This is a genomic window from Mesorhizobium sp. USDA 4775 (assembly GCF_054062655.1).
The window spans coordinates 1,117,798-1,136,955 of sequence record NZ_JBSSFM010000001.1 but is presented as its reverse complement, the minus strand read 5'-3'; the positions used below and the strand labels follow the sequence as shown (position 1 = coordinate 1,136,955).

17 protein-coding genes and 2 pseudogenes are annotated in these 19,158 nt (G+C 64.2%); 10 read left to right on the top strand and 9 right to left on the bottom strand.

Annotated features, from left to right (window positions below):
- Positions 1-212 precede the first annotated feature (212 nt).
- Positions 213-1,616 carry an MATE family efflux transporter gene (locus tag ACVILI_RS05760; RefSeq protein WP_038651280.1) on the top strand — a complete coding sequence of 468 codons (1,404 nt, stop codon included), beginning with the start codon at positions 213-215 and terminating at the stop codon, positions 1,614-1,616.
- Between the two features lie 54 nt (positions 1,617-1,670).
- Here ACVILI_RS05760 and ACVILI_RS05755 read toward each other — a convergent pair whose 3' ends face one another.
- The 3 genes and pseudogenes from ACVILI_RS05755 to ACVILI_RS05745 all read right to left on the bottom strand — a co-directional run bounded on the left by ACVILI_RS05755 (position 1,671) and on the right by ACVILI_RS05745 (position 3,321).
- Positions 1,671-1,745 (bottom strand): hypothetical protein, encoded by a 75-nt coding sequence (locus ACVILI_RS05755; RefSeq protein ID WP_457102737.1) that lies wholly within the window; start codon positions 1,743-1,745, stop codon positions 1,671-1,673.
- Between the two features lie 97 nt (positions 1,746-1,842).
- Positions 1,843-2,223, bottom strand: a pseudogene (locus ACVILI_RS05750) (sulfotransferase family protein); the annotation flags it as partial.
- Positions 2,224-2,457: 234 nt separating this feature from the next.
- A complete protein-coding gene (locus tag ACVILI_RS05745) occupies positions 2,458-3,321 on the bottom strand; it encodes a dienelactone hydrolase family protein (RefSeq protein WP_038651276.1) in 864 nt (287 codons plus the stop codon).
- A gap of 209 nt (positions 3,322-3,530) precedes the next feature.
- On the opposite strand from ACVILI_RS05745, the gene ACVILI_RS05740 reads away from it, so the two are divergent.
- Positions 3,531-4,382, top strand: a complete 852-nt coding sequence (locus tag ACVILI_RS05740; protein ID WP_457102736.1) for an AraC family transcriptional regulator — start codon at positions 3,531-3,533, stop codon at positions 4,380-4,382.
- A 77-nt stretch (positions 4,383-4,459) separates the two neighbouring features.
- On the opposite strand, the gene ACVILI_RS05735 is transcribed toward ACVILI_RS05740, so the two are convergent.
- The 4 genes from ACVILI_RS05735 to speB all read right to left on the bottom strand — a co-directional run bounded on the left by ACVILI_RS05735 (position 4,460) and on the right by speB (position 7,708).
- Positions 4,460-5,107, bottom strand: a complete 648-nt coding sequence (locus ACVILI_RS05735) for an amino acid ABC transporter permease (protein ID WP_038651269.1) — start codon at positions 5,105-5,107, stop codon at positions 4,460-4,462.
- Positions 5,104-5,760: an amino acid ABC transporter permease gene (locus ACVILI_RS05730; RefSeq protein ID WP_038651267.1), complete on the bottom strand. Its 657-nt coding sequence runs from the start codon at positions 5,758-5,760 to the stop codon at positions 5,104-5,106. Before ACVILI_RS05730 ends, ACVILI_RS05735 begins: the two co-directional genes overlap by 4 nt.
- 6 nt (positions 5,761-5,766) lie before the next feature.
- Entirely contained in the window at positions 5,767-6,576 is an 810-nt protein-coding gene (locus ACVILI_RS05725) for a transporter substrate-binding domain-containing protein (protein ID WP_019862501.1), read from the bottom strand.
- A 70-nt stretch (positions 6,577-6,646) separates the two neighbouring features.
- Positions 6,647-7,708 carry an agmatinase gene (speB, locus tag ACVILI_RS05720; protein ID WP_019862500.1) on the bottom strand — a complete coding sequence of 354 codons (1,062 nt, stop codon included), beginning with the start codon at positions 7,706-7,708 and terminating at the stop codon, positions 6,647-6,649.
- Positions 7,709-7,918: 210 nt separating this feature from the next.
- Here speB and gcvA point away from each other — a divergent pair, with 210 nt between their 5' ends.
- The 8 genes from gcvA (at position 7,919) to ACVILI_RS05680 (ending at position 16,909) form a co-directional block, all read left to right on the top strand.
- On the top strand, positions 7,919-8,893 hold the full coding sequence (gcvA, locus tag ACVILI_RS05715; protein WP_019862499.1) for a transcriptional regulator GcvA: 975 nt from the start codon (positions 7,919-7,921) through the stop codon (positions 8,891-8,893).
- Positions 8,894-9,028: 135 nt separating this feature from the next.
- The gene (pncB, locus tag ACVILI_RS05710; RefSeq protein WP_038651265.1) at positions 9,029-10,333 is read left to right on the top strand and encodes a nicotinate phosphoribosyltransferase; all 1,305 of its coding nucleotides are present in this window, start codon (positions 9,029-9,031) and stop codon (positions 10,331-10,333) included.
- A gap of 171 nt (positions 10,334-10,504) precedes the next feature.
- Positions 10,505-11,950: a hypothetical protein gene (locus ACVILI_RS05705; protein WP_038651263.1), complete on the top strand. Its 1,446-nt coding sequence runs from the start codon at positions 10,505-10,507 to the stop codon at positions 11,948-11,950.
- Between the two features lie 155 nt (positions 11,951-12,105).
- Complete coding sequence (locus tag ACVILI_RS05700) at positions 12,106-13,410, top strand: ABC transporter substrate-binding protein (protein ID WP_038651261.1); 1,305 nt, start codon at positions 12,106-12,108, stop codon at positions 13,408-13,410.
- 217 nt (positions 13,411-13,627) lie between these two features.
- On the top strand, positions 13,628-14,509 hold the full coding sequence (locus ACVILI_RS05695) for a branched-chain amino acid ABC transporter permease (protein ID WP_019862495.1): 882 nt from the start codon (positions 13,628-13,630) through the stop codon (positions 14,507-14,509).
- On the top strand, positions 14,506-15,468 hold the full coding sequence (locus tag ACVILI_RS05690; RefSeq protein WP_019862494.1) for a branched-chain amino acid ABC transporter permease: 963 nt from the start codon (positions 14,506-14,508) through the stop codon (positions 15,466-15,468). The genes ACVILI_RS05695 and ACVILI_RS05690 overlap by 4 nt, the downstream gene beginning before the upstream one ends.
- Positions 15,465-16,190 carry an ABC transporter ATP-binding protein gene (locus ACVILI_RS05685; RefSeq protein WP_027047612.1) on the top strand — a complete coding sequence of 242 codons (726 nt, stop codon included), beginning with the start codon at positions 15,465-15,467 and terminating at the stop codon, positions 16,188-16,190. Before ACVILI_RS05690 ends, ACVILI_RS05685 begins: the two co-directional genes overlap by 4 nt.
- The gene (locus ACVILI_RS05680; RefSeq protein WP_019862492.1) at positions 16,187-16,909 is read left to right on the top strand and encodes an ABC transporter ATP-binding protein; all 723 of its coding nucleotides are present in this window, start codon (positions 16,187-16,189) and stop codon (positions 16,907-16,909) included. The genes ACVILI_RS05685 and ACVILI_RS05680 overlap by 4 nt, the downstream gene beginning before the upstream one ends.
- On the opposite strand, the pseudogene ACVILI_RS05675 reads toward ACVILI_RS05680, so the two are convergent.
- Together ACVILI_RS05675 and pncA are read right to left on the bottom strand one after the other, a co-directional pair.
- Positions 16,910-18,320, bottom strand: a pseudogene (locus tag ACVILI_RS05675) (sodium:proton antiporter).
- A 45-nt stretch (positions 18,321-18,365) separates the two neighbouring features.
- Entirely contained in the window at positions 18,366-18,980 is a 615-nt protein-coding gene (pncA, locus tag ACVILI_RS05670; RefSeq protein WP_038651257.1) for a bifunctional nicotinamidase/pyrazinamidase, read from the bottom strand.
- Between the last annotated feature and the right edge of the window lie 178 nt (positions 18,981-19,158).

The window sequence follows — 19,158 nt, the reverse complement described above, 5'->3', positions numbered from 1 at the left end:
ACAATCCGTAGCAGCCAGCGGCCGGCAAGGGAACGAGGCTACGGTAGCCCCTGGAATGGCGCTGGCTCAATCGGTGCCCGCTCCTCCTCCCTTGCCATCATGTCGCATTTCGTTCAATAGACGGCGCAAACGCCGCGAAACCGAAGGTTTTGCCGTTTGCAATGCGGCTTCCGGCCTATGCCGATGCGCCGCAACCTTGAAAGAGCGGAACAATGTCTGCGATCGAAGCCGGCGCTCGCGCGCCGGAAAATCTTTGGCGTCAGGAAATCAGGGCGACGCTGGCGCTGGCCTGGCCGATGGTGCTGACCAATCTCGGCCAGACCGCGATGACGGCCACCGACGTGATGATGATGGGCAGGCTCGGGCCGGACACGCTGGCCAGCGGCGCGCTTGGCGCCAACCTCTATTTCATGCCGCTGATCTTCGGCCTCGGCCTGATGCTGGCGACCTCCCCGATGATCGCCACCGAGCTCGGCCGCCGCCGCTATTCGGTGCGCGATTTGCGCCGCACCGTGCGCCAGGGCCTGTGGCTGGCGATCCTGATCTCGATCCCGATCTGGATCGTGCTCTGGCACGGTGAGGCGATCCTGCTGGCCATGGGCCAGGAACCCGCGCTGGCGCACAAGGCCGGCATCTATTTGCGCTGGCTGGAATGGGCGGTGCTGCCTTTCTACGGCTATATCGTGCTGCGCTCGTTCATCTCGGCGCTGGAGCGGCCGGGCTGGGCGCTGATCATCGTCTTCGTCGCCGTCGCCTGCAACGCGCTGTTCAACTGGGTGTTCATGTTCGGCAATCTCGGCTTTCCGGCGATGGGCATTGCCGGCTCAGGCCTCGCCACCTCGCTGTCCAGCATGCTGATGTTCATCGGCATGGCTCTCGTGGTGATGCTGGAGAAGAAGTTTCGGCGCTACCGCCTGTTCGGCCGCTTCTGGCGGTCCGACTGGCCGCGCTTCAAGGGCCTGCTGCGGCTTGGCCTGCCGATCGCCGGCATCCTTGCCTTCGAGGTGACGATCTTCAACGCGGCGGCCCTGCTGATGGGCCTGATCGACGCGGATTCGCTGGCTGCGCACGCCATCGCCATCCAGATCGCCTCGATCTCCTTCATGGTGCCGCTCGGCCTCAACCAGGCGGTGACGGTTCGCGTCGGGCTTGCGCATGGCGCCGGCAATCCGGAGGGCGTGTCGCGTGCCGGCTGGACCGCGTTCGTCATCGGCGTCTCGTTCATGGCGCTGATGGGGCTGGTGATGGTGCTGTGGCCGCATCTCTTGATCAGCGCCTTCATCGACCTCGCCAACCCGGCCAATGCCCGGGTGATCGCGCTTGCCGTGTCGTTCCTGGTGTTTGCAGCACTGTTCCAGGTCTTCGACGGCGCGCAGGCGGTGGCCGCCGGCATGCTGCGCGGCCTGCACGACACCAAGGTGCCGATGATCTATGCCGCGATCGGCTATTGGGGCGTCGGCCTGCCGCTCGGCGTGCTGCTCGCCTTCCATTTCGGCTTCCACGGCGTCGGCATCTGGATCGGCCTGTCGTCGGGGCTGGCTGTGGTGGCGGCGCTGCTCCTGGCGCGCTGGCTGCGGCGGGATCGGTTGGCACCGCCGCTGGCGTTCGGGCATTGAACCAGACGGCCGGTGGCCGCCAGCGGTCATCAACACTTGCAGATGTGGGGCAAGCTAGTTCTGTCCGAGAGCCGACCGGAAGTCCTTGGTGTTGTTGCGATTGGGGTACGACCGGTCCGGCACCGGCACACCGAGATGGAGGCAAAGCGGCTCCCATCCGTCTCCCCAGATTGTGGACCAGCAGCCTGCCCGGTGGCACTGTCGCAATGACTGCCCTTACATTGGCTTCGTAAACGGCGATGGCATGGGCGCGATCATGCGCCCGGCCGCCGAAGACCTGCCTGGAGATCAAGGCAAGACCGAGCGATTCCTGATCCGTACTCTGGTTGATGCCCGCCAGGATCGTCTCCTCGAAGCTTGCCCACCAGCTTTCCGGCGAGCGATATGTCAGAATGACCCGTGCGTCCGGATAGAAGTCGATCAGCTCACGCCAATAGTGCGCCGAGGGCCAGTCGACGCAGGATGCGTAGCCGGCCAACAGCTGATTCCATTCTGGCGCCGCGCCCTGGGCCAGAGCGCGCCAAAGCCGCTTCTGGTCTTCATTGGCCATGACTTCGTACATGTGGTGACATGGGCCGAAGCCAAGGATCGTCAGCGCCTCGCGCATCGAGTCCGTTCCTGTCCGGCCAAAGCCCGTTCCGATCACCCTTATCACCACAGTTCCCCCGATTCAGGTCTGCTGCTGTCAGATCAATCGCTTGCGAGCAGCACCCGCAGGCGGTTTCCCACAGGATCGGTGGTCAGCGCTCGAAGATTAGCCGTGAATAATATTCCTGTCTTGCACATAATTCGGGCCGCGTAGCCCCGTAGCCCGGTGACAGTCAGGTTGATCCGATGTCGCCTATTGCTTCAGCACGGCGAGGAAGTCGGGCACGTCCTTGAGCGCTGCTGCACGGGCTGCCGGATTCAGTCCGGCATGGGCCACGCCGTCGCCATTGGCGGTATAGGCCAGCCCATGCAGTTCGTGGAGCTTTTGCGCCTCATTGTCGAAATCATGATAGGCGCCGGCATAGAGGATAAGCTTGACGCTGTCGGGATTGGCGTCGGCCAGCGCCTTGCACGGCGCGGCCGGTGTCCAGTCGTCCGCCTCGCCCATCACAATCAGCAGCGGCACACGGGTCGCCCAATCGCCTTTTTCGGCCGGAGCCCTGCAGCCGGGGTAGAAGGCAACCGCCGCGCGAAAGTCGGGCGAATCCGGCTTCGGCCTATCCTTCGGCCGGACCGTGTAAAGAACGGTCGAGCCGCCATTCGACCAGCCAAGCAAGGCGATGGCGGCAGGCTTCACATAGGGCAGCGTCTGCAGATAGCGGCGGGCGGCATTGGCATCCTCCACGCGCTCGCGGTAGGGTTCGACCTCGCGGTCGCCGTTCTTGCATTGCGGTCCAAGGTCGCGCGAGCCGAAACTGTCCGGAAAGATCACGACATAGCCGAGAGCGGCCAGGCGCCGGCCCCAATCGGCATGGCGCGGGCTGAGCTCCGCCCCGTTCTTACTGCTCCATAGGCCACTGCAGCCATGCATGGCCACGACCGCCGGAAATGGCCCTTGCCCTCGCGGCTTGAACAGCATTGCGTCCAGCGTCGCCGGCTCGTTCTTGCCGTCGGCCGGTATGCTTATGCGATCGGGTGCTTGGTCGGCGGCCGCGGCCGGCTGTATCATCCAAAAGGCAAACAGGCCCGCGAGAGCGACACGATATTTCGCCTGCATCGCCAACGCCCCTCCCTCCCGAAAGCCGTTGCGCTCACATTGGGGCGCGGCGCGGCTTACCGCAAATCACGGTTGCGTGGTGAAGATAGGGAAACCGACGAGGCCAAAATGGCAAGATCGGTCGAGCGCGACATATCTGGGAGCGTCTATCTGGTGCTGCCACGGAGGAAGAGACGGTGAAGGCGTCCGTTGAAAAATATCATGCCCGGATGCAGCGGGTGCTGGACCATATAGACCAGCATCTGGACGACGATCTGGGCCTGGAAGCGTTGAGCGGCGTCGCGGCGTTTTCGAAATTCCATTTCCACCGGCAGTTCATGGCCACCTTCGGGCTGTCCGTGCATCGCTATGTCCAACTCGCCCGCATGAAGCGCGCTTCGCACAGGCTTGCCGCGAGCGACGCCCAAAGCGTCACCGATATAGCGATGGATGCCGGTTACGACGCACCGGATGCCTTCGCCCGCGCCTTTCGGCAACGGTTCGGACAGTCGCCTTCGTCGTTTCGGAAATCTCCCGACTGGGGGGCGTGGCTCATGGCCTTCGGGCCTTTCGACAAAGCAAGGAACACGCTCATGCAGATAATCTTCGAACCCGACGACGTGACGATCCGCGATGTGCCGCCCACACCGGTGGCGATCATGGAGCATCGCGGAGACCGGGCGACACTCCAGGACACCATCCAGCGGTTCATCGCCTGGCGCAAGGCGGCGGGCTTGTCGCCCGAGACAAGCCCGACCTTCAACGTCTTCCGTTCCGAAAGGGAGCCCGCAATCGCGGCTGACTACAGCATGGACATTTGTGTTGGGACCGATCAGCCGATCGATGAGAATGACGGGCAGATGAAGGCCGGCGTGATTCCCGGCGGACGCTGCGCGGTGCTGCGCTACCCCGGCAACACCAACAATCTCGAACCCGCGGCACTCTACCTCTATCGGGAATGGCTTCCGGCCAGCAGCGAGGACGTGCGCGACTTTCCAGTCTATTGCCAGCGCCGGCTGTTCCGCCTCGCGGAAGGCCCGCTGCACGAAGTGGTCGTCGAGCTCTTCCTGCCCCTGAAATAGCGCTTGGGGCGGCTTGTCCCTTCTGATCGCAAGACGCGGACAAGCCGTCCACTCCACCTCGGTTGTTCCGCCTGGATCTAGCGGGCCGCCGCGCGCTTTTCGAGCGAACGGGCATATTGCGTCAGCGGGAAGCACATGAGGAAGAAGATCAGCGCCACCAGCCCGTAGACCTTGAACGGTTCGAAGGTGGCGTTGTTGATGGCGTTGGAGGTCCGCACCAGCTCCTCGAAACCGATGATCGAGGTCAGCGCCGTCGACTTGATCAGCTGCACCAGGAAGCCGACCGTCGGCGCGCGGGTGATCGAGAATGCCTGTGGCAGGATGATCAGCCTGAGCTCCTGCAGATAGTGCAGGCCGAGGCTGGCGCCGGCGTCCCACTGGCCGCGCGGCAAGGCATCGACGCCGGAGCGCCAGATCTCGGCGAGATAGGCGCTGGCGAAGAAGGTGAGGCCGAGCACCGCCGCGGTCCAGGGCTCGATGCGCAGGCCGAGCATGGGCAGGCCGAAGAACATCAGGAAGAGCTGCATCAATAGCGGCGTACCCTGGAAGAGGGCGATGTAGCCCGAGGCAAGGCGGCGGCTCCATTTATGCTTGGAGATCCGGAAGAACAGCACCGCCATGCCGACCAGCGCGCCGCCGACGAAGGCGGCCAGCGACAGCAGCACCGTCCAGCGTGTGGCCAGCAGAAGGTTGCGCACGATGTCCCAGAAAGTGAACTCGATCATGACACGCCCGCTCCGAGCGCACGGCGCCCGCCGGTGACCAGAAGCCGGCGCAAGGCCATCGACATTGCGAGATAGACCAGCGTCACGACGAAATAGGTCTCGAAGGACCGGAAGGTGCGCGCCTGCAGCATATCGGCCTCATAGGTCAGCTCGCGCACCGCGATCTGCGACACGACGGCCGATTCCAGCATCATGATGACGATCTGGCTGGTCAGCGCCGGATAGATGATCTTGAGCGCCTGCGGCAGCACGATCTTGATGAACACCTGGCGGGGCCTGAGCCCCAGAGCCAGGGCTGCTTCCGTCTGCCCACCCGGCACGGCATCGAGCCCGGCGCCGACGATCTCGATCGTATAGGCCGCCATGTTGAGCGTCATCGCCAGCATGGCGGCCAGGATCGGGTCGAGCCGGATGCCGAGGCTCGGCAGGCCGAAGAAGATGAAGAACAGCTGCACCAGGAACGGCGTGTTGCGCATCACCTCGACATACCAGCCGATGGCCCGGCGCAGCAGCACGGGACCGTTCCGCCGTCCGGCGGCGCCCAGGATGCTTAGCAGCGTGCCGGCCAGCGTGGTCACGGCGATCAGCAGGATCGTCGTGGCCGCGCCATGCGCGATGTCGCCCAAGGCACCCGGGAGCCAGGCAAAGGCCACGGCGACTCAATCCTTGAGGTTGTCGGGGTTGAGCGGCGTCTTCAGCCAGGCTTTCGAGCTTTCGTCCAGCTTGCCGTCGGCCAGCATCTTGGCGATGGCGTCGTTGACCGCCTTCTTCAGCCCGTCTTCGTTCTTGTTGAGGCCGATATGCGAGGGCGAGGTCAGCAGCTGGAACTTCTGCTCCGGCTTCAGCGCATCCTGCTTGGCCAGCACCTGGGCGCCGACATCGTTGCCGACGACCATCAGCTGGGTCTGGCCCGAGATGAAGGCCTGGATGACCGAATTGTAGTTGTCGAAGCGCTTGATGTCGGCCGAGGCGGGCGCGGCCTCGGTCAGCGAGGTGTCCTCGAGCGTGCCGCGATTGACGGCGATCGACTTGTCGGCAAGGTCTTCCTTGCCTTTGACCGACATCGCCGCCGGACCGATCACCGCGATGTAGTAGGGCGCGTAGGCGGCGGCAAAGTCGATGACCTGCTCGCGCTCCTTGGAGTAGCCGACGCTCATCAGTATGTCGACGCGATGGTCGTTGAGATAAGGGATGCGGTTCTGGCCGGTGACGGCGACCGGATTGAGCTTCACCTTGAGCGTGTCGGCGATGTATTGCGCGACATCCATGTCGTAGCCCTTGAGGCTCATATCGGCGCTGGCCGAGGAGAAGGGCGGGAAGTCGGCGAAGACGCCGACATTGATGGTGCCGGCCTTGGTGATGTCAGCCAGCGCGTCGGCATTGGCCGCCTGGGTGGCGAGACCGAGGCCGGCGGCACCGAGCACTAGGATGGCGGCTATGGATGATTTCAGTGTCGAGTGGATTGTCATTCTTATTCCCCTTGATTGTTTGAGGCGGCTGCCGGCTCCAGCGCGGCGGCCGCCTTTACTGGTTCAGGTGTCAGGCGCGCTTGCCCGTGATGGCCGGGCTGAATACCATCAGGCTCAATATCTCGAACAGCACCTGGGCGCCGGCATGCGCGGTGTTGGTGGTGGCGTCATATTGCGGCGCCACCTCGACGACATCGCCGCCGACGATGTTGAGGCCCTTGAGGCCTCGCAGCAGCTCGAGCACTTCGCGCGTCGTCAGGCCGCCGACTTCCGGCGTGCCGGTGCCGGGCGCGAAGGCGGGATCGACGCTGTCTATGTCGAAGGAGACGTAGGTCGGGCCGTCGCCGACGATCTTGCGCGCCTTCTCGATGATGGCGGGGATGCCCATCCCGGTCACCTCTTCGGCGTGCACCACGGTCATCCCCGACTCGTAAGTGAACTCCCAGAGATATTCGGCCGAGCCGCGGATGCCGATCTGGATGGTCCGCGTCGGGTCGAGCACGCCGTCGAGCACCGCGTTGCGGAACGGGCCGCCGTGGTGGAACTTGGTCATGTCGAACAGGCCGCTGGTGTCGCAATGGGCGTCGATATGGATGAGGCCGACCGGCGCCTTCTTGCCGACGGCCTTCAGGATCGGATGGCTGATCGAATGGTCGCCGCCGACCGACAGCGGGATGACGCCGGCATCGACGATCTGGTTGGTGCGGCGCTCGATGTCCTCATGGCTGGTCTCCAGCCGGTAGCGGCTGCGGAATGGCGTGTCGCCGATGTCGGCAACGCGAAGCTCATGCGTCGGCGCGCATTCCAGCACATGGTTGTAGGGGCCGATGCGTTCGATGGCGCGCAGCGCCCTCGGCCCGAAGCGCGAACCGGGCCGGTTGGTGACGCCCAGATCCATCGGCACGCCGATGATGGCCACCTGCAAGTCGCCGAAATCCGGGTTCTCGGCAGCGATTTCGCGGTAGGGCGCGGCGAGAAAGGTCGGGATGCCGGAATAGGGCGCCAGCCTTGTGCCCGACTTGGAGAAGATCTTGTCGGCGACCTTGCGGAATTTCGGGTCGAACATCTCGCCGCCATGGCTCTCGCCATACTTGCGGCGCAACGCGTCGAGCTTGCCGCGATCGTAACCCATATCCGCTCCTCCTGGGCTGATGCAGTGCCGCCGTCGGCGATCTCAAACGAACCGGCCGTCATCCGGCCGGGTCGCTGTCCCGCTGGCTGCCTGCAGATTTCACGTCTTGGTGTTATTTCGAGCCGAAGTGTCCGGCAGCCCAATTGAAAAAGCAATTGATATTGTTAGGGTGTTTCCTGTGAGAAAATCTCACAAAGAAGCCGAGCGTCCATGGTCAAGCGCCTGCCACCCCTGAACCCGCTGCGCGCCTTCGAGGCAACGGCGCGCCATGGCTCACTGACCAAGGCGGCGAGTGAGCTGAATGTCACGCATGGCGCCGTCAGCCACCAGATCAAGGCGCTGGAGCAGTCGCTCGGCGTCAAGCTGTTCGAGCGTATTGGCCAGCGGGTCAGGCTGACGCCGCATGGCGCGGAGCTGTTGCCGGCGGTATCGACCGCCTTCGACGGCATCGCCGCCGCCACGCAGCGGCTTACGCGGCCGGCCAGCAGCGGCGCGCTGTCGGTATCCTGCGTGCCGGCCTTGCTGCTTTTGTGGATGACGCCGAGGCTGGGCAGCTTCACCGCGCAATATCCCGACATCCAGCTGACGCTGATCCCCTCCAACGACCCCAGGGATATCCGTGCGCCGCATATCGATGTCTGCGTGCACTATGGCGATGGCAGCTGGGCCGATTGCTGGATGCGCAAATGGTCGGGGCTGGAGCTGTTTCCCGTGGTCAGCCCAACTTTGATCAACAACCGGCCGATCCGCAGCGTCAGGGACTTGGCCGACCATGTCTTCCTGCATGGCGACGACGGCCGCGAATGGCACACCTGGCTGGCGGCCGCCGATGCGCTGGACCTCGAAAAGGGCCGCCGCCATCATCTGGGCGACGCGCGCATGGCGGCCGAGGCGGCGGTGCATGGCCATGGCGTGGCGCTTGGCGACTCCGTGACGGCAAGCGCGCTGCTGGCCAGGGGCATGCTGATCGCGCCGTTCAGCCTTTCGGTGCCGGCGGTCGACGATTTCTATGTCGTCTGCCGCAACGAGATGCGCGCTACGCCGATCGTGCAGGTGTTCATCGACTGGCTGTTTGCCGAGAAGGCCGGAGATGACGGCCGTGCCGACGCTCCGGTCGCCGGCCGCATCATCAGCCGCCGCAAGCGTCCGCAACTCAAGGTCATCGGCGCGAAGGCGGTCGGCTGAGACCGGCTGCTCATGGCCATGCGCAGGCCGTTCTTTTTGTCGGGCCAGCCTGAAAGCGGGCAGCGCTTTGGCCAATTCGATGCTATGAGGCCTGTCGCGGTTATGGATGGCAGGCAGCGAAGGCGGTGTTGAAACATGGCTAAGACCGATATTGCGCGGCGTGTCTACAACCACACCTGGAAGCTCGACCCGATCGTGCGCAGCCTGCTCGACACGGACTTCTACAAGCTTTTGATGCTGCAGATGATCTGGGGCATGTACCCCAAGGTCGACGCCACCTTCTCGCTGATCAACCGCACCACCTCGGTGCGTCTTGCCGACGAGATCGATGAAGGTGAACTGCGCGAACAGCTCGACCATGCCCGCACCTTGCGCTTCTCCAAGAAGGAAATGATCTGGCTCGGCGGCAACAATTTCTATGGCCGCAAGCAGATCTTCGAACCGGAATTCCTCGCCTGGCTGGAAGGCTTCCGGCTGCCCGAGTACGAGCTGTCGAAGCGCGACGGCCAGTACGAGCTCTCCTTCAGCGGCCCGTGGATGTACACCACGCTGTGGGAAATCCCGGCGCTCGCGATCATCAACGAGCTGCGCTCCCGCGCCGCCATGCGGGCCTTCGGGCCATTCGCGCTCGATGTGCTCTATGCCCGCGCCAAGGCCAAGATGTGGGCTAAGACCGAGCGGCTGAAGGCGCTGCCCGGCATCCGCATTTCCGATTTCGGCACGCGCCGGCGGCATTCCTTCCTCTGGCAGCGCTGGTGCGTCGAGGCGCTGAAGGAAGGCATCGGCGAGGCCTTCACCGGCACCTCCAACGTGCTTTTGGCCATGGACAACGACCTCGAAGCGCTCGGCACCAATGCGCATGAACTGCCGATGGTTTTTGCCGCCCTTGCCAATTCGGAGAAGGAGCTGAAACAGACCCCCTACAAGGTGCTGCAGGACTGGCAGCGCTATTATGGCGGCAATCTTTTGATCGTGCTGCCCGACGCTTTCGGCACCGCCTCCTTCCTGCGCGACGCGCCGGACTGGGTGGCCGACTGGACAGGCTTCCGCCCCGACAGCGCGCCGCCCATCGAGGGCGGCGAAAAGATCCTGTCCTGGTGGCGCGAGAAGGGCAAGGACCCGAAGCAGAAGCTGCTGATCTTCTCCGACGGCCTCGAGGTCGAAACCATCGAGGAGACCTACCGCCACTTCAAGGGCAAGGTGCGCATGTCCTTCGGCTGGGGCACCAACCTCACCAATGATTTCGAAGGCTGCGCGCCGACCGAAACCAACAGCCTCGACGCCATATCGCTGGTCTGCAAGGTGACGGAAGCCAATGGCAGGCCGGCGGTGAAGCTTTCCGACAATCCCGCCAAGGCGACGGGGGACGAGAAGGAAATACAGCGGTATCTCAGGATTTTCGGCGAGAAGGACCGGGTGGAGCAACTGGTCAAGGTGTGAAGAACAGGCGGGCTCTTGGATAGGTCGAGTTCCTTGTCGCCCCCCTCTGTCCTGCCGGACATCTCCCCCACAAGGGGGGAGATTGGCTGTGATCTCCGCTTTCGCCAATTTTCAACGTCGCAAGAAGGGCGCCGATCGTGTCAACTGCCGATCTCCCCCCTTGTGGGGGAGATGTCCGGCAGGACAGAGGGGGGCGCCGTAGAGTGCCGTTGCCTGTCGTTGGCCTTGTTGTTTGTCGCGCTGCTTATCGCCCCCACACCCGCCCTCGCCCACGCCTCCGACCGTGGCCACGTCCTGCTTCTCCCAACCGGCTACTACCTGATCGGCGGCGCATTCGCCGTGGCCGTCAGCTTTCTCGTGCTGGCACTGCTGCCCGCGGCCTCCCTCGACCGTTTCTGGCGCAGGCGCCTGCCGCTGTTCACCCTAAGCGACAGCGCCCTCAGCGCCATCAGCGCCATCAACCTGATATCCTTTGCCGGCTTTGCAATTCTCATTGCTGCCGGCTTGTTCGGCAGCCGCGACCCGCTCTCCAACCCGCTGCCGCTGGTGATCTGGACGCTGCTGTGGGCCGGCATCACGCTGCTGCAAGGTGTCTTCGGTGACTTCTGGTCATGGCTGAACCCTTGGGTTGGACCATGGCGTCTCGTCTCGCGCCTGCTCGGCACAGGCGATGAGGGACCATGGCGCCTCCCCGGCTGGCTCGGCTGCTGGCCTGCCGTCATCCTGTTCTTCGCCTTTGCCTGGTTCGAGCTGATCGATCCGGCGCCCGACGACCCGGCCCGGCTCGCCCTTGCCGCCGGCCTCTATTGGCTGTTCTCTTTCCTCGCCTTGCTGGCCTTCGGCTATCGCGGCTGGAGCCGCGGCGGCGAGTTCCTGACCGTCTTCTTCTCCATGGTGGCGCGTTTCGCGCCGGTCGAGCGCGACGGGAATGGCCGGCTCAGGCTGTGCTGGCCGGCCGCCAAGCTGCTCGCCGCCGAGCCATTGCCACCCGGCGGAATCGCCTTCCTGTTGCTGGCCTTGTCCTCGGTCTCGTTCGACGGCCTGTCGAAAACCTTCTTCTGGCTCGGCCTGTTCGGCGTCAATCCGCTTGAATTCCCGGGCCGCACGGCGGTGATCGGTAGCGGCACTTTTGGGCTCGTTCTGACATTCGTGCTGCTGGCAGCGGTGTTCCTTTTCGCGGTCTGGCTCGGCCAGCGCCTGGCCGGCAGCGGTCCGCCACTTGGCCAGGCGGCCGGACTGCTGGTGTGGTCGATCGTGCCGATCGCGCTCGCCTACCATGTCGCACACTATCTAACGGCGCTGCTGGTCGACGGCCAGTATGCACTAGCCTCGTTGTCCGACCCGTTCGCACTGGGCTGGAACCTGTTCGGCTCCGCCGACATACAGGTCGAGGCCGGCATCGTCGCCGGCGCGGAGTCGGCCTGGTGGCTGTGGAACATCCAGGCCGGCGCCATCATCCTGGGCCATGTGCTCGCCGTGCTCGTCGCGCATGGCTTTGCCTGGCGCCTGCATCCGCAACCTGCCCGCGCCGCACTCAGCCAGTTTCCGCTCACGCTGCTGATGATCGCCTACACGGTCTTCGGCCTCTGGCTGCTTGCCACGCCAACCGTTGGATGAGAAAAGGGCGACCCCGATGTCGTTGGGGAAAGCTCGCTTGCCACATCAGGGCTTTGGTGATTTAGTTTGTACACATGCAATTTTCCGCACCCTCTGAGCGAGGATGCCGAACCCGCACTATCGTTGGTCAAAACCGAAAAAACAGGGGAACGAACATGGCTGACAAGAACGGATTTTTCGACCTCTCCAAGACTGGCCTCACCCGCCGCACCGCGCTGAAGGGCCTGGCCGCGGGCGCCGGCCTTGCCGTGGCGCCCGGTTTCGTCCGCTATTCCCAGGCGCAGAGCTCGGCGCCGATCAAGATCGGCTTCCAGTCGCACCGCACCGGCATCGGCGCCGCCTATGGCCGCTGGTACGAGAAGACCACCGCCGCCGCGGTCAAGGCGATCAACGCCGCCGGCGGCATCAGTGGCCGTCAGGTCGAGGTGATCATCGAGGATGACGGCACCGATCCCGGCCGTGGTGCGGAAGTTGTCGGCAAGTTCGCCACCCAGCACAAGACCGACATCGTCTTCGGTACGCTGTTCTCGCATGTCGTCATCGGCTCGGCGCCCGCCGCTGGCGAAAACAAGATGCCCTATTTCGTCGTCAGCGAAGGCCACCACGTCGCCTCGACCAAGCTCAACCGCTATGTCTTCCAGCCCGGCATCACCGACGTGAAGAGCCAGATCCAGTCGATGGCGCCGTGGATCGCGGCCAATGCCGGCAAGAAGGTGACGCAGATTTTCCCGGATTTCGCCTTCGGCTACGACCACCGCGACTACCTGCCGCCGGCGCTGAAGGCGCAAGGCGCCGAGGTCATCGCGCAGATCGCCATCCCGCCGACGGAATCCTCCTTCACCAAATATTTTCCGCAGATCCCGCCCGAGACCGAGGTGATCTACCACGTCATGGTCGGCCCGGCCGTGCTCACCTTCGTCAAGGAGCTCGGCGAGTTCTACGGCTCCAACCGGCCGCAGCTGTTTGGCTTCATCGATTCGCTCGAAGCCACCGACATCAACAGCCCCGGCCTGGAATTCCTGGACGGCAGCCATTTCTGGGAAGGCTCGCCGCGCTACGCCCAGCCCGATGATAGCGCTGCGCAGAAGGCCTACCGCGCCGCCGTCGGCATCGACGACAATGGAGCGGCGGTCGGCGATCCCAAGGACGTTTCCACCGCGGCGCACATGTTCGGCTGCTGGGAAACGCTCTATGTCGTCAAGAAGGCGATGGAAGATGCCGGCTACAAGGGTCCGGAGGACCGTGCCAAGCTCGTCGAGGCGACCGAGGCGCTGACCGCCTTCGCCGAAGGTCCGGAGCATCCGCAGGGGCCAAAGACCTTCAACGGCAAGATCCACCAGTGCTTCGGCATCCAGAATATCTCCAAGGTCGAAGGCGGCAAGCTGAAGGTGGTGCACAAGACCAAGATCGAGGACGGGCTTTACGAGGCCGAGGGGGACTATACGAAGCAGGCGCTTTAGGTTTAGCCATCTAGCAAGCGTGAGCGCCAAGGCACCCCCCTCTGTCCTGCCGGACATCTCCCCCGCAAGGGGGGAGATCGGCAGTTTGTGTGGCAGCGCCCATCCGCCAGCGTTGATGATTGGCGAAACCAGAGACGACATCCAATCTTCCCCCTTGCGGGGGAGATGCCCGGCAGGGCAGAGGGGGGTGCCTCGCGCATCCATCGGTGCCTAGCCGATGCACTTCGGTCCCCACCTTCTCCTCGCCGCCCTCGAAGGCCTCGTCACATCAGCCGTGCTGGCGCTGACCGCGCTTGGGCTGTCGCTGGTGTTTGGCGTCATGCGCGTCGTCAATGTTGCGCATGGCGAGTTCTTCATGCTGGGCGCAGTGCTCGCCTGGGCGATCTCGACAGCAATATCGGGCCACCCGGCGGTCGGCTTCCTGGCGGCGCTGGTGATCGCGCCGCTGATCGTCGGCGCCATTGCGCTGGTGGCCGAACGACTGGTGCTGCGCCGGCTCGACTACAATCCGGAAGCCACCATCGTCGCCACGATCGGCATGCTCTACATCATCCAGCAGCTGGCGCTGACCTTCTATGGCCCGGAGGCGCGGCCGGTGGAGCCGCCCTTCAGCTACCGCATCCTTTTGCCGTGGTTCGGCTATTCCGGCTACAAGCTGTCGATCATTGCGGCTTCCGCACTTCTCCTGATCGCCACCTGGCTGGTGCTGACGCGCACCAGGATCGGCCTGATCATGCGCGCCACACAGTATGACAGCGAGACGGCGCAGGCCTTCGGCATCCCGGTCGGCCGCGTCTATGGCGGCGTCTTCGCGCTCGGCGCCATGCTGGCGGCGATCGCCGCGGTGCTGATCGTGCCGATCAGTCAGGCGCATTACCTGATGGGGCAGGATCCGCTGCTCTTGTCCTTCATCGTCGTCATCATCGGCGGCCTCGGCTCGCTGCGCGGCACCGTCGTTGCCGCCGTGCTGATCGGCCTTTCCGACGGCATCATTTCGATGTTCTTCTCGCCGACCTTGGCCAAGATAATCGCCACGCTGCTGGTCGCCATGGTGCTGGTGTTCCGGCCTCAAGGCTTGTTCGGGACGGCATCGCGATGAGCGAAGCTTCGCCGGCAAAGGCCTATGCGCTGCATCTCGGCGTGATCGCCCTGCTCTTCGCGCTGAGCTTCGTTCTGCCGGAGTACTACCACGGCCTGCTCGCCCGCATCATGGTGCTGGCGGTGTTCGCGATGGGCTACAACATGCTGTTCGGCTATGTCGGCCTGCTCAGCCTCGGCCACGCCATGTTTTTCGGCGCCGGACTTTACGGCGCCGGCCTTGCCATCATCCAGCTCGGTTGGGGCGTGCCGTTGGCCTTCCTTGTCGGGATTGCCTGCGGCGCCGTGCTGGCGCTGGTGATCGGCCTGCTGGCGTTACGCACCACGGGCGTCGCCTTCATGATCGTCACCATGATGTTCGCGCAGGTGTTTTCGCTGTTGATCCTCTACTTCGCGACGTGGACCGGCGGCGATCAGGGCCAGGTCGTGCCGCAGCCGGCGCGTGTCCTCAATCTCGGTGCGACGTCGCTGGACCTCACCGACCCCACCGTGCGTTACATGAGCGCACTGCTGCTGTTCTCGCTCGTGCTTTTGGTTACGCTGGCCATCGTCCGCTCCCGGTATGGCCGCGTTCTGGTCGCCATCCGCGAAAACGAGGAACGCACGAAGATGCTGGGCTACGACACCTTCTCCAACAAGCTCATGGCCGTCGTCGTCTCCGGCACGATCTGCGCGGCGTCGGGCGCCGCCTACGCGCTGCTGTTCGGCTATGTCGGCTCGAGCTTCGCGTCGGTGCAATATTCTATCCTGCCGCTGTTGTGGGTGCTGCTCGGCGGGGCCGCCACGACGCTCGGGCCGCTGATCGGCACCGTCTTCATGTACTATGTCATCGACGTCTCCAGCGGCTACACCTCGGCCTATCTGCTGATCGTCGGCATTGCGCTGATCCTTCTGGTGCTGTTTTTCCCGAAAGGCATTCTCGGCACCATCCGCCAGCGCTGGCTCGGATGGCTGCCATGACGCCGCTTTTGGCCACCAAGGGCCTGTCGCGCCATTTCGGCGGCTTGCGCGCCGTCGACAACGTCGACTTCACCTTGATGCCCGGTGAAATCCGTGCCGTCATCGGCCCCAACGGGGCGGGGAAGACTACCTTCGTCAGCATGGTCAGCGGCCGCATCCAGCCGTCTTCAGGAGCGATCGTGTTCGATGGCGCCGACATCACCGGCATGCCGGCCTATGTCAGGGTGCGCCAAGGCATCGCCTACACGTTCCAGATTACCAGCATCTATGCCAACCTGTCCGTTTACGCCAACGTCGCGCTGCCCGTGCAACTGACACTGAGGCACGGGCCTTCCAAGAGCGCGATACAGGCCGCTGTCATGACGGCGCTGGAACGCACCGGGCTCGCGGACCGCGCCCATATGCCGGCCGGGCAATTGTCCTATGGCCACCAGCGCCTGCTCGAAGTGGCGATGGGCCTGGCGCTCAAGCCGCGCCTGCTGATCCTCGACGAGCCGACGCAGGGGCTCGCCGACAGCGAGATCGACAATTTCATCGTGCTGGTGCGCGACATCGCCAGCAGCGCCACGGTGCTGCTGATCGAACACAATATGCCCGTCGTCATGCAACTCGCCGACCGCATTACCGTTTTCAACGCCGGCAGGATCCTGGCGGAAGGCACCCCGGAAGCGATCCGCGAGAACGCGGCGGTACAGCAAGCCTATCTGGGGACCGCCCCATGAATGAGACGAGCAAGGCCGAGGCATTGCGGATCGCCGGACTGAACTGCTTCTACGGCGAGGTCCAGGTGCTCTACGGTCTCGACCTCGTGCTCAACAAAAGCGAGGTGCTGTGCCTGTTCGGCCGCAACGGCGCCGGCAAGACGACGACGCTGAAGGCGATCATGGGCCTGCTTCCTTCGAGCGCGGGCTCGATCAAACTCGACGGCCAGGAATTGACCGGCCTGCCGGCGCACGAAGTGCCGAAGGCCGGCGTCGCCTATGTGCCGCAGGGCAGGCGGCTGTTTGCCGAGATGACGGTGGCGGAGAACATCGAGATCGGGCTGATGGCGCGCGGCAAGGGCAAGGCCGTGCGGGAAAACGTCCTCGACCTCTTTCCGCTACTGCGCCAGCGGCTGCGGCAGCGCTCGGGCACGCTGTCGGGCGGCGAGCAGCAGATGCTGGCGATGGCGCGCGCGCTTTGCCTCGAACCGCAAGTGCTGTTGCTCGACGAACCGACCGAAGGGCTGATGCCGTCGATGATCGCCAAGATCCGCGAGACGGTATCGAAGCTGCGCGAGATGGACGTCTCGACCATCCTGGTGGAACAGCGCGTCGATGCGGTGCTGTCGGTCGCCGACCGTGTGTCGTTCATCGAGAACGGCCGTAACCGCGAGACGGTGGATGTCGAGGAATTGCGTGCCGACCCATCGGCGGTCAGGCGCTATGTGGGCGTTGGTTGATCAGCCGAAAAACAGAAAGCCGGCGATCAGGAAGGCCGGGATCAGCACCAGGCCGGACCACAGCATGTAGCCGAAGAAGCCGGGCATCTTCACGCCACGCTGCCTGGCGATGGCATAGACCATGAAGTTGGGCGCGTTGCCGATATAGGTGTTGGCGCCCATGAACACCGCACCCGCCGAGATCGCGGCAAGCGTCGAGGCGAATTCGGTCATCAGGTGATGTGGATCGCCGCCGGCAAGCTCGAAGAACACGAGATAGGTCGGCGCATTGTCGAGGAAGGACGACAGCGCTCCGGTCAACCAGAAATAGGCGAGATCGTTAGGCGTGCCTTGCGCCGAGGTGACGAGCGCGACCAGCGGCGCCAGCGCACCCCTCGTGACCGGCCCTCAGGATGGCGATGACCGGCACGATGCAGATGAAGATGCCGGCAAACAATTTTGCCACTTCCGCGATCGGACCCCAGTTGAAGCCGTTCGCCGCGCGGTATTCCTTGCGCGAAACCGCCAGCGACACGAAGGCGAGCGCCAGGATAACGGCGTCGCGCACCAGGTTCTGCAGTTCCAGCGCCACGCCTTGAATGGAGAAGGCGACATCAGGCTTCCACGTCGCCGACAGCAGGATGGCGCCGATAACGCCGGCCAGCAGCGGAATGTTGGGCAGGCCGCGGATGCGAACCTTCGAATCCGGCGTCGGGTCCTTGATCTTCGGCGCGCCGGCCTCGCGCCGGTGCAGGATGATGTCGATCGCCAGGAACACGGCCAGCACCAGGCCGCCGACGAACAGCGTCTCGCGCCAAAGGTTGGCGGTTGTCCAGAAGAAGTCGACGCCACGCAGGAAGCCGACGAACAGCGGGGGATCACCGAGCGGCGTCAGCGAGCCGCCAATGTTGGACACAAGGAAGATGAAGAAGACGACGACATGGGCGTTGAACGGCCTGTTATCATTGGCGCGGATGATCGGCCGTATCAGGATCATCGAGGCGCCCGTCGTACCGATGACCGAGGCGAGCAGCGCGCCGACCAGCAGCAGCCCGGCATTGACCAGCGGCGTGCCGTGGATGTTGCCGGCGACTAGGATGCCGCCCGAAATGGTGAACAGCGCAAACAGCAGGATGATGAAGGACATGTATTCGGTGAGCAGCGCATGCAGCACCGCCTCGGCCGCCTGGGGGATCCCGAAGGCGAGCGCCAGCGGCACGACGACCAGCGCCGCCCACAGGGCCGCGATCTTGCCGTAGTGATGCTCCCAGACATGGTGGAACAGCAGCGGGCCGGTGGCGATGGACAGCAGCAGGCCGGCAAAGGGCAGTGCCCACCACAGCGACATCGCGGCACCGGGCAGAGCATGTTCCTCGGCCGCTACGGCTACGTCCGGGAACAGCATGGGGACGGCGATGCCAGCGCCCACCATCACGCCTGCACTGATCCGCGAAAAGCCCCCTCGATGCCCCACCGTTCAGTCCGACAGTTGGTCTTCGAGCGTCACGCCGGCATCGCGCATGCGTTGCAACATCGCGTCGAGCGAGCCGTTGAGATCGATGCCGCGACAGGCGTCGAGCCGCACGGTGGTCTTGAAACCCTGGCTGACGGCGTCCAGCGCCGAAAAGCCGACGCAGAAATCGGTCGCAAGGCCAACCAGGGTGATGCTGTCGATACCGCGCTCCCTGAGGTAGCCCCCGAGGCCGGTCGGCGTCGCGTGGTCGTTTTCGAAGAAGGCCGAATAGCTGTCGATGGCGGGGCGAAAGCCCTTGCGGATGACGAGTTCGGCCTTGGTCCAGGCAAGGCCGGAATGGAAATCCGAACCGAGGCTGCCCTGGATGCAATGGTCCGGCCACAGCGTCTGCTGGCCGTAAGGCATCTCGATCACGGAGAAGGGTTGCGCGCCGGGATGGCTGGAGGCGAAGCTCGAATGCCCGGCGGGATGCCAGTCCTGCGTCAGCACGACATGGTCGGCGTGCCGGATCATGTCATTGACCAGCGGCACGATCTCGTCGCCGCCGGTCACGGCCAACGCGCCGCCCGGGCAAAAGTCGTTCTGCAGGTCGATCACAACAAGCGCTTGGTCGGCCATTGGGCCTCCTTCTTCTCTGCGTTGGGCTCAGGCTCCAGTAGAAAGATGCCGCTGACGCGACCGGAGGCAGAAACTTGACCAGATGGCCGGCCGCGTCAACCTCCGAAGGCGTAACAATCTCGTTGCATGCACCCTGGCAAGCACGGCGACCCAAACTCTGGCTTTGACAATTTCCACC